This is a genomic window from Novacetimonas hansenii JCM 7643 (genome assembly GCF_000964405.1).
GTDB lineage: Bacteria > Pseudomonadota > Alphaproteobacteria > Acetobacterales > Acetobacteraceae > Novacetimonas > Novacetimonas hansenii.
Genome location: NZ_BANE01000104.1, coordinates 1 through 9728 on the forward strand (window position 1 = coordinate 1; position 9728 = coordinate 9728).

A 9728-nucleotide genomic window follows, 5' to 3' on the forward strand; every position below is an offset into this window, starting at 1 on the left:
AAGCTTCAGAAGACGCCGCCTTTTTCGATCGAAAGGCAGCACCCGGAAAATTTTCCTGTTTTTATCAATGCGTTGTTTTCAAACCCTCGATTAGAGGGATATGCGCCCCATTGTCGGGGGACAACGGATCAGGGCGCGCCGTGGCCCAGCAGATGGGTCAGCAATGTAAAGAACCCGCCGCAGACGACGCTGCCCAATGCGATGACCGGCCCAACCCAGATGTCGCGCAGGACCGCGCGCACCTGCCGCATGGCCCGGTGGGTGCGTGCGGGGCGCGCGTTCGCGGTGACGCCACGTGACGACGCGACGCCAGCAGGCGTGGCGCAGGATGTGCGGGGCAGGCAGGAAAGGGACATGGCGTGGCTTCCTGGGGTGGGGTCAGGCACCCCCAAAAACGACTTCGATGTATGAATGGTCGGGCCTGATGCCCCTGCATGCGACACAAGTCAATGCGCAAAATGCCGCCTGTGACATATTCACAGGTCAGGCCGCGTCACAATGGCGGAAAAACGCCATATCACCAATTCATGGTTTCCAAAGGGTAATACCCTTTGGTGGGGGTTCGGGGGCAACGCTCCCGCATACATTGCGGCAGCCTGCATTGGGCGATGCGCGTGCCGCCCGCCCCCCGGCAGCCGCGCATTCCTTACCCCCCCCGGATCTGTCTGATGAAGCCACAATTTCCAAAGGGTCATGGGGGGCAACACCGCTGAATTCAGTCAATCGTGTTGGCATAGTCCTTCAGATGACTGACGAATTTCAGACCCTTTGCGGCTTCGGGGTCTATGAAATGGACGTCATCGGGCGCGCGGCGTGGGGTATCGGCGGCGAAGAAGATGACAGGGGCCGTGCCGATCGGTCTGACGCCATGTACGACATTGCGCAGGAAGGATACCATCTGGCCCGCCTGTAACGTGCGGGGCGGTTCGTCCTCGATCAAAAACTCCAGCTTGCCGCGTAACAGCAGCAGGTGTTCGTCACACTGCGTATGATAATGGCGGGGCAGGGGGTGATAGATGCGGAACAGCCGCATGCTCGCTTCCACCGAATCGCTCAGATAGGCATCCACGATCAGCGTATCGGCCTGATCGGGGAACTGCTTCATGATCTCGTCGAAATCCGCGAATCTGTATCGCTCGTTCATTGCGCGTCCTTCCATATGTCCGGGGCCGTCCAGATATATGGGGAAGTCTAGCGCGGGACGGCCTGTACGGCCCATGGCGCACCAACGAAAAAAGGCACCCGTCGGGGTGCCTTTGCCGTGATCCGCCAGAAATGCGCGATATCAGACTTTCTCGACCTGATTGTATTCGAGATCGACCGGTGTGGAGCGGCCAAAGATGGAGACGCTGACGGTCAGGCGACCCTTTTCCTCGTCCACTTCCTCGATCGTGCCATTGAAGGACGTGAACGGACCATCGGCCACGCGGATCTGTTCCCCCACTTCGAACGTGACAGAGGGACGCACGCGCTCGACGCCTTCCTGCGCCTGCTTCATGATCCGCTCGGCCTCGGCCTTGGGAATGGGCGACGGCTTGGTCTTGCTTCCCAGGAACCCGGTCACTTTGGGGGTGTCCTTGACAAGGTGCCATGCCTCGTCCGTCAGTTCCATGTTGACCAGCACATAGCCGGGGAAGAACTTGCGTTCGGAATTGACCTTCTGTCCGCGACGCACCTCGGTCACTTCCTCGGACGGGACCAGGATTTCCCCGAAATGGTCGGCCAGTCCCTTCTGGGCGGCCTGTTCCGTGATGTGCTGGGCGATCTTCTTTTCAAAGCCCGAATAGACGTGGATGACATACCACCGCTTGGCCATGGCTGAACTCAGCCTCCCAGTCCAAATAATTTACGCACGCCAAGGCCGATCACCTCGTCGACGAGGAAGAAAAATACCGATGCCAGCCCGGCCATCGCCAGGACCGCGCCCGTCGTCATCAGTGTCGCGCGGCGTGTGGGCCATGTGACCTTTTTCGCCTCTGCGCGGACTTCTTCTACAAATTTCGCGGGACTGACCGACACGAAACATCCTTCCTGCAACACCCGACGCGCCTGACCGGGATGCCCGGCGGGCGCGGGGGCCTGAAATCCGGTCAGCACGGCGTCGCCCTGACCAAAATATGCCAAGCCGGAAGGGAGGAAATTATCCCGACCGGAGAATGGCAGGGGTGGAGGGTCTCGAACCCGCAACCTCCGGTTTTGGAGACCGGCGCTCTAGCCAATTGAGCTACACCCCTGCAAAGCCGCTATCGACCTGCCAGCGGGGATGCGACGATATGTCCCATCCTGTGGCATGCCCATGCGTACCCGGCACAGTGAGGCGGAAAAGAATACGTCTGGAGGTGAAAGTCAAGGGGGCGTGTGCGATTTCATGCACATGGGCACAAAAAACATGCCCGCCGGATGTAAAGTGGCAAAGGCATGGCCATGGGGGCTTGCAACGCCGCCCCGCCCCGCATTATACATGCGCCGAAATGGGCGGGCGTAGCATAGTGGTAATGCAGTAGCCTTCCAAGCTTCTGAGGAGGGTTCGATTCCCTTCGCCCGCTCCATTCCCCCCATTTCATGATGATTATGGCCCCGCTTCGCACGGGACTGGTTTTCGTGCCGGGCATGTCCAGCGGGCCATCAGGGCGTCGCGGCTGCGGGTGCTTCCGACTGACGGGAACCAGAACGCCATGACCGCCCCAATCCGGCCATCCGGCCCCGACGTGGCCCCCGCCCGTTCGACCGCACGTCCGCCCGCCCCGGTCCATTCGACCATCGTGCTGGTCACATGCTGTCTCAGCCTGCTGCTGGTGATGATGGATGTTACCATCGTCAATGTGGCGCTGCCGTCCATCCGTACCGCCCTGCATGGCAGTTTTTCCACCCTGCAATGGGTGGTGGACGGCTATACCCTGATGGTCGCCAGCCTGCTGGTCCTGATGGGCGCGATTGCGGACCGGTTGGGGCGGCGGCGGGTTTTTGTCGCCGGGATTTCGGTGTTCTGCCTCGGGTCGATGCTCTGTGCGCTGTCGGGGTCGATCACGATGCTGGTGGGTGCGCGCATGTTGCAGGGAATCGGTGGCGCGATGCTCAATCCCGTGGCGCTGTCGATCATTGCCAATGTCTTTACCGAACCGCGCGCGCGGGCGCAGGCCATCGGGGTCTGGGGTGGTGCGTCGGGTGTGGCGTTGGCGCTGGGGCCTGTGGTGGGCGGCGTGCTGGTCCATTGGGTCAACTGGCAGGCCGTGTTCTGGGTGAACGTGCCGATCGGGGCCATGGCGATTTTCCTCAGCCTGCGTTTTATTCCCGAATCCCGCGCCCCGCATATCCGCCCGTTCGATGCGCCGGGGCAATTGCTGGTGATGGTGACGCTGGCGATGCTGACCGCGGCCCTGATCGAAGTGCGCGATTTCGGCTGGGGTGATCCGGTTATTTCCGGTTTCCTGTCGCTGGGTGTGCTGGCGATGGTCGGCTTTGTGATCGTGGAACAGCGCAGCACGGCCCCGTTGGTGGATCTGCGCTTTTTCCATGCCCTGCCGTTTTCGGGGGCGATCGTGACCGCCATCCTTGCCTTTGCGGTGTTCAGTGCGTTCCTGTTCCTCAATACCCTCTATCTTCAGGGCGCGCGCGCGATGTCGGCCCTGCATGCGGGGCTGTGTACGCTGCCCTTTGCCGTATGCAGCAGTATCTGCGCACCGCTGTCGGGGCGTCTGGTCGGGCGGATTGGCGCGCGGGTGCCGCTGCTGCTATCCGCGTTGGGATTTGCGGTCAGTGCGCTGCTGCTGACGCAATTGTCCGCCGCAACGCCACTTGGGGTGCTACTTGCGGCCTATGGGCTGTGCGGGTGTGGGTTCGGGCTGTGCAATGCGCCCATCACCAACGCGGCCGTTGCAGGCATGCCCCGCAGCCAGGCCGGGGTCGCCGCGGCCCTGGCCTCCACCAGCCGCCAGATCGGGGTGCTGCTGGGCATTGCGCTGTGTGGCACGCTGACGGGGGGCGCTGCGGGGCAGGCGGGCAGGATCGACTGGGCGCTGTTCGCACAGGCGACGCATCGCATGTGGTGGGGGATGTTTGCGGCGGCGGTGCTGATCGCGATCATCGGGATCGTCGTGACCAGCGCCCGTGCCCGCGCCAGCACGCAGGCGGTGGCGGCGCTGATGGCCGGGGAGGAGGCCGCGCGCGCTTCGGGCGGTGGTGGGCGGCAGGCGTGACATGTCTGGTGATGCGGTTTTCGCATGATGGGCATGCGCAGTGCGCGCGCCCTGTCGGCCATATCATGACGAATCGTTCATGAACTCTATTCCCGAACGGGGGGCAGGTATGTATGCTACGCCCCGCTATGGGACGGTGGCCTGATCCGCCGGAACGACCATGCCACGGCACGCGGTGAAACAATCTGCGGCGGGGCAGGGCCGTGTCGGTTGCGTGGGTCGGTACAGCGTGCTAGAGCCGCGCCAGCAGAGCTTGGGGCCTGTCGTGTTCCGGGGCCTGCAGCTTGTTTGTGTGACCCACGATTCTGGATTGGAAAAGCGGACAGTGGATTCGACTGGAACGACCTCAATACCAATCGCCTCCATTGCCAATGGCCTTGCGGGCCGTTACGCGACGGCGCTCTATGACCTTGCCTCCGACAAGCAGAAGCTCGACCTTGTGCTGGACCAGGCGAAGGCCCTGTCCTCCATGCTGGAGCAGAGCGCGGACCTGTCCTCCGTGCTGGTCGATCGCACCCTTGATATCCGTCAGGCCACGCGTGCGCTGCTCGCCGTGCTGGACAAGGAAGGGTTCGACCCGCTGATCCGTGATTTCGTCGGCGTGGTGGCGACAAACCGCCGCCTGCCGCACCTTCGTGAAATTCTTGCCGCCCTGGCGGCAATTGCCGCTGCCCGCCGGGGCGAGGTGGTGGCGGACGTTGTCTCCGCCCACCCCCTCAACGATGTGCAGCGCGCACAGCTTCGCGGCCGCCTCGCCGAGGCCGGCTATTCCAAAGTCAATATCCAGGAGCGTGTTGACGCGGCGCTGCTGGGCGGTCTGGTCGTGCGCGTAGGCGCCCGCCTGTATGATACCAGCCTCAGATCCCGCCTTACCCGCCTGCATCATGCCATGAAGGGAGCCGCGTGATGGAAATCCGCCCCTCCGAGATTTCGGATATCCTCAAGCAGCAGATCGCCACGTTCGACCAGTCCGTCGATGTTGCCGAAACCGGCACCATCCTGTCGGTTGGTGACGGCATCGCCCGTGTTTACGGGCTGCAGAATGTGGAAGCCGGCGAAATGCTGGTCTTCCCCGCCACCGGCCAGCACGGCATGGCGCTGAACCTTGAAAACGACAATGTCGGCGTTGTCATCTTCGGTGATGATACGGCGATGCGTGAAGGCGACACCGTCGCGCGCACCGGCAAGGTGGTCGAGGTTCCGACCGGCAAGGCCCTGCTCGGCCGTGTGGTCGATGGCCTTGGCAACCCGATCGACGGCAAGGGGCCGCTGGTTGGTGATGTCATCAGCAAGCGCGCGGAAATCAAGGCCCCGGGCATCATGCCCCGCCAGTCCGTGAGCGAGCCGATGCAGACCGGCATCAAGGCGATCGACGCGCTTGTGCCCATCGGGCGTGGCCAGCGCGAACTGATCATCGGTGATCGCCAGACCGGCAAGACCGCAATCCTGATCGACACCATCGTCAACCAGAAGGGCGTCAATGCCCTGGGTGACGAGTCCAAGTCGCTCTATTGCATCTATGTCGCCATCGGGCAGAAGCGTTCCACCGTGGCGCAGCTGGTCCGCACGCTGGAGGAAACCGGCGCGATGGAATATTCCATCGTCGTGGCGGCCACCGCGTCCGACCCGGCCCCGATGCAGTACTTGGCGCCGTATGCCGCGTGCTCCATGGGGGAATATTTCCGCGATAACGGCATGCATGCCCTGATCGTGTATGATGACCTGTCGAAGCAGGCCGTCGCCTATCGCCAGATGTCGCTGCTGCTGCGTCGTCCGCCGGGACGCGAAGCCTATCCGGGTGACGTGTTCTATCTGCATTCGCGCCTGCTGGAACGCGCGGCGAAGATGTCCGACAAGTTCGGCGCCGGTTCGCTGACGGCCCTGCCGGTGATCGAGACGCAGGCAGGTGACGTGTCTGCCTATATCCCGACCAACGTGATTTCCATCACCGACGGTCAGGTGTTCCTTGAAACCGACCTGTTCTATCGCGGCATCCGCCCGGCGGTGAATGTTGGTGGTTCCGTGTCGCGCGTCGGGTCCGCCGCGCAGATCAAGGCGATGAAGCAGGTGGCCGGCAAGATCAAGCTGGAACTGGCGCAGTATCGCGAAATGGCTGCGTTCTCGCAGTTCGCGTCGGATCTTGATCCCGCGACGCAGAAGCAGCTTGCCCGTGGCGCACGCCTTGTCGAACTGCTCAAGCAGCCCGAAACCTCCCCGCTCTCGGTCGAGGAACAGGTGGTCGTGCTGTATGCAGGCACCCGTGGCTATATCGATGCCGTGCCGGTGAACCAGGTCACGACGTATGAAAAGCGTCTGCTTGAGGAAACGCGTTCGGCAGGCAAGGACATCCTTGAATCCATCCGTACCCAGCGTCAGCTGACCAAGGATATCGAAAGCCGACTGAACGATTTCCTGACGACGTTCGGCCGTCAGTTCGTCAACTGAGGAAGAACGCGCATCCATGGCTTCCCTGAAGGAACTGCGCGCACGGATCGGTAGCGTCAAATCGACGCGAAAGATCACCAGCGCGATGAAAATGGTCGCTGCGGCCAAGCTGCGTCGGGCGGAAACCCGCGCAGCGGCGGCGCGCCCCTATGCCGACGCGATGCGCCGCATGCTCGCCGAGGTTGCCCGCAGCATGGGCGGTGAGGGCGGACAGCCCAAGCTGCTCGTGGGGACGGGGGGCAGCGCCACCCACCTGCTGGTGCCGATGTCGAGTGACCGCGGTCTCGCGGGGGCCTTCAACTCCAACATCAACCGCAAGACGCGCGACATGATCCTGAAGCTTCAGGCGGAAGGCAAGACCGTGCGTCTGCTGCCGGTGGGGCGCAAGACGTTCGAATATCTGTCGCGCGACTTTTCGGACCTGATCGTCGGCCATATCCATATGGCGTCGGGCAAGGACGTGTCGTTCAAGGTCGCCGCCGACCTTGGCGAGAAGATTTCCGGCATGCTGGACCGCGACGAATTCGATGTCTGCACGCTGGTCTATAACCGCTTCCAGAATGTCATGTCGCAGGTCCCGACGGAAATGCAGCTGATTCCGCTGGCGCTTGCGGGTAACGACAACGAGGCAGCGGGCGAAACCGCGGCCTATGAGTTCGAGCCGGATGAGGGCGCGCTGCTGTCGCGCCTGCTGCCGCGCAACCTGCAGGTCCAGATCTATGCGACCATGCTTGAAACCGCCGCGGGTGAAAACGGTGCGCGGATGACGGCGATGGACAGTGCCACGCGTAACGCGGGCAAGGCCATTGACCGCCTGACGCTGACCTATAACCGCACCCGCCAGACCAATATCACCAATGAACTGATCGAGATCATTTCGGGCGCCCAGGCAGTCTGAAGATCGGTCTCCACGCTCCAGGAGCTGTCCCATGTCGGAAACCACAACTCACGAGGCTCCTGTCTCCACACAGGGGCAGTCGCAGAAAAGCAACGTCGTCGGCCGTGTGACGCAGATCCGCGGCGCCGTCGTCGATGTCCAGTTCGAAGGCACGCTGCCGCATATCCTCGATGCGCTGCATGTCTCTCTCAACGGCCAGACGCTGGTCCTCGAAGTCGCGCAGGAAATCGGCGAACACGAAGTCCGCTGCATCGCGATGGACACGACCGATGGCCTGAGCCGCGGCACCGAAGTCGTCGCCACCGGGTCGCAGATCACGGTGCCGGTCGGGCCGGGCACGCTTGGCCGTATCCTCAACGTCATCGGTGAACCGATTGATGACCGTGGCCCGGTTCTGGCAAAGGGTCGTTCGCCGATCCACCGTTCCGCCCCCGCATTCGACGAACAGGCGGCCGCGACCGAAATCCTGCCCACGGGCATCAAGGTCGTTGACCTGCTGTGCCCCTATCTGAAGGGGGGCAAGGTTGGCCTGTTCGGTGGTGCGGGCGTCGGCAAGACGGTTATCATCCAGGAACTGATCAACAACATCGCCAAGGCGCATGGCGGCGTGTCCGTGTTCGCGGGTGTGGGTGAACGTACCCGTGAAGGTAACGACCTGTATTACGAAATGCAGGACGCGGGCGTTATCAAGCTTGATGGCGACTCCACCGAAGGGTCAAAGGTCGCACTGGTCTATGGCCAGATGAACGAGCCGCCGGGCGCGCGTGCCCGTGTTGCCCTGTCGGGCGTCACGGTTGCGGAATATTTCCGCGATGTCGAAGGTCAGGACGTGCTGTTCTTTGTGGACAACATCTTCCGCTTCACGCAGGCCGGTGCCGAAGTGTCCGCGCTTCTGGGCCGTATCCCGTCCGCCGTGGGCTATCAGCCGACGCTGGCGACGGAAATGGGCGCCCTGCAGGAACGCATCACCTCCACCAAGAAGGGGTCGATCACCTCGGTGCAGGCTGTGTATGTTCCTGCTGATGACCTGACCGATCCGGCGCCTGCGGCAACCTTTGCCCATCTTGATGCGACGACGGTGCTGAACCGTTCCATCGCGGAAATGGGAATCTATCCTGCTGTTGACCCGCTGGATTCCACCTCCCGCTCGCTCGACCCCAAGATCGTGGGCGACGAACATTACCAGGTGGCGCGCGACGTGCAGCGTATCTTGCAGACCTACAAGTCGCTGCAGGACATTATTGCCATCCTTGGCATGGATGAACTGTCGGAAGACGACAAGCTGGTGGTGGCGCGTGCGCGTCGTATCCAGCGCTTCCTGTCGCAGCCGTTCCATGTGGCCGAAGTCTTTACCGGTGCGCCGGGCAAGCTGGTTTCGCTGGCTGATACGGTGCGTTCGTTCAAGGCGATTGTCGCGGGCGAATATGACCACCTGCCCGAAAGCGCGTTCTATATGGTTGGCGCGATCGAGGAAGCGGTGGCCAAGGCCGAGAAGATGAAGGAATCGGCCTGATTACTGGCCCCTGACGCAAGGAAGACAGACCATGCCGATTAAGGTCGAGATTGTCAGCCCGGAGAAGACCCTCTTCTCCCACACGGCTGACATGGTGGTCATGCCCGGTTCCGAGGGCGATATCGCCGCGATGCCGGAGCATGCGCCGCTGATGCTGATGCTGCGCGGTGGCGTTGTCGAGATTTACGAGGGCGACGCCATTGCCCATCGTTTCTTCGTGTCTGGTGGTTTTGCCGACATGACGCCGGACCACTGCACCATTCTGGCGGACCATGCGACGCCGGTTGCGGACCTTTCCGCAACCGATGCGCAGTCCCGCCTGACCGCACTGGAAAAATCCTATGACGAGGCGGACAAGATGAATGTCCCGGCTCTGGATATCCTGATGGACAAGATGCAGTCCGCCCGTGCGGAAATCGATGCAGCAAAAAGCGCCACGCCAGAGATGTCCATCTGACGACGCGGTTTTTGCACGACCCATCATGAAAAACGGCATCCCGCAGGGGGTGCCGTTTTTTTATGGCAGGAAGTCCCGGGGAGTATTCAGGACTATCCTTATGTTTCAGGGGTATTTGTAACGGATCGGGATTTTGGCGTGTGAGAGACTGTTTGAAAAGTCAGGCTTGATCACATACTGAAATCATAAAGGTTTTTTGGTGAAGCTTTTTCCAAAAAG

The 9728-nt window shown here is 62.0% G+C and carries 10 protein-coding genes and 2 tRNA genes; 7 read left to right on the forward strand and 5 right to left on the reverse strand.

Going from position 1 to position 9728, the window contains the following annotated elements:
- Positions 1 to 128: 128 nt before the first annotated feature.
- From B7G66_RS08200 to B7G66_RS08220, 5 genes are all read right to left on the reverse strand, one after another.
- Positions 129 to 356, reverse strand: coding sequence for a hypothetical protein (locus tag B7G66_RS08200; RefSeq protein WP_003621715.1), 228 nt, complete (start codon positions 354 to 356; stop codon positions 129 to 131).
- Positions 357 to 715: 359 nt separating this feature from the next.
- Positions 716 to 1144: a cupin domain-containing protein gene (locus B7G66_RS08205; RefSeq protein WP_003621972.1), complete on the reverse strand. Its 429-nt coding sequence runs from the start codon at positions 1142 to 1144 to the stop codon at positions 716 to 718.
- A 141-nt stretch (positions 1145 to 1285) separates the two neighbouring features.
- On the reverse strand, positions 1286 to 1816 hold the full coding sequence (nusG, locus tag B7G66_RS08210) for a transcription termination/antitermination protein NusG (protein ID WP_003621974.1): 531 nt from the start codon (positions 1814 to 1816) through the stop codon (positions 1286 to 1288).
- A gap of 8 nt (positions 1817 to 1824) precedes the next feature.
- Positions 1825 to 2019: a preprotein translocase subunit SecE gene (secE, locus tag B7G66_RS08215; protein ID WP_040512887.1), complete on the reverse strand. Its 195-nt coding sequence runs from the start codon at positions 2017 to 2019 to the stop codon at positions 1825 to 1827.
- Between the two features lie 138 nt (positions 2020 to 2157).
- Positions 2158 to 2234: transfer RNA gene (locus B7G66_RS08220), tRNA-Trp, on the reverse strand.
- A gap of 241 nt (positions 2235 to 2475) precedes the next feature.
- Here B7G66_RS08220 and B7G66_RS08225 point away from each other — a divergent pair.
- The 7 genes from B7G66_RS08225 (at position 2476) to atpC (ending at position 9509) form a co-directional block, all read left to right on the forward strand.
- Positions 2476 to 2549, forward strand: a tRNA-Gly gene (locus B7G66_RS08225).
- A 126-nt stretch (positions 2550 to 2675) separates the two neighbouring features.
- Positions 2676 to 4196, forward strand: coding sequence for an MFS transporter (locus B7G66_RS08230; protein WP_003621978.1), 1521 nt, complete (start codon positions 2676 to 2678; stop codon positions 4194 to 4196).
- A 310-nt stretch (positions 4197 to 4506) separates the two neighbouring features.
- Entirely contained in the window at positions 4507 to 5103 is a 597-nt protein-coding gene (locus B7G66_RS08235) for a F0F1 ATP synthase subunit delta (RefSeq protein WP_003621980.1), read from the forward strand.
- On the forward strand, positions 5103 to 6641 hold the full coding sequence (atpA, locus tag B7G66_RS08240; protein ID WP_048859079.1) for a F0F1 ATP synthase subunit alpha: 1539 nt from the start codon (positions 5103 to 5105) through the stop codon (positions 6639 to 6641). Before B7G66_RS08235 ends, atpA begins: the two co-directional genes overlap by 1 nt.
- A 16-nt stretch (positions 6642 to 6657) precedes the next feature.
- Positions 6658 to 7539 carry a F0F1 ATP synthase subunit gamma gene (locus tag B7G66_RS08245; protein ID WP_003621985.1) on the forward strand — a complete coding sequence of 294 codons (882 nt, stop codon included), beginning with the start codon at positions 6658 to 6660 and terminating at the stop codon, positions 7537 to 7539.
- A gap of 31 nt (positions 7540 to 7570) precedes the next feature.
- Complete coding sequence (atpD, locus tag B7G66_RS08250) at positions 7571 to 9052, forward strand: F0F1 ATP synthase subunit beta (protein WP_003621986.1); 1482 nt, start codon at positions 7571 to 7573, stop codon at positions 9050 to 9052.
- Positions 9053 to 9083: 31 nt separating this feature from the next.
- Positions 9084 to 9509 (forward strand): ATP synthase F1 subunit epsilon, encoded by a 426-nt coding sequence (gene atpC / locus B7G66_RS08255; RefSeq protein WP_003621987.1) that lies wholly within the window; start codon positions 9084 to 9086, stop codon positions 9507 to 9509.
- The last annotated feature ends 219 nt before the right edge of the window (positions 9510 to 9728 follow it).

What these genes read in the sequence shown, in the direction of transcription:
- B7G66_RS08200 (WP_003621715.1), bottom strand. Translation starts at nt 356, where the DNA reads ATGTCCCTTTCCTGCCTGCCCCGCACATCCTGCGCCACGCCTGCTGGC.
- B7G66_RS08205 (WP_003621972.1), bottom strand. Translation starts at nt 1,144, where the DNA reads ATGAACGAGCGATACAGATTCGCGGATTTCGACGAGATCATGAAGCAG.
- nusG (WP_003621974.1), bottom strand. Translation starts at nt 1,816, where the DNA reads ATGGCCAAGCGGTGGTATGTCATCCACGTCTATTCGGGCTTTGAAAAG.
- B7G66_RS08230 (WP_003621978.1), top strand. Translation starts at nt 2,676, where the DNA reads ATGACCGCCCCAATCCGGCCATCCGGCCCCGACGTGGCCCCCGCCCGT.
- atpA (WP_048859079.1), top strand. Translation starts at nt 5,103, where the DNA reads ATGGAAATCCGCCCCTCCGAGATTTCGGATATCCTCAAGCAGCAGATC.
- B7G66_RS08245 (WP_003621985.1), top strand. Translation starts at nt 6,658, where the DNA reads ATGGCTTCCCTGAAGGAACTGCGCGCACGGATCGGTAGCGTCAAATCG.
- atpD (WP_003621986.1), top strand. Translation starts at nt 7,571, where the DNA reads ATGTCGGAAACCACAACTCACGAGGCTCCTGTCTCCACACAGGGGCAG.
- atpC (WP_003621987.1), top strand. Translation starts at nt 9,084, where the DNA reads ATGCCGATTAAGGTCGAGATTGTCAGCCCGGAGAAGACCCTCTTCTCC.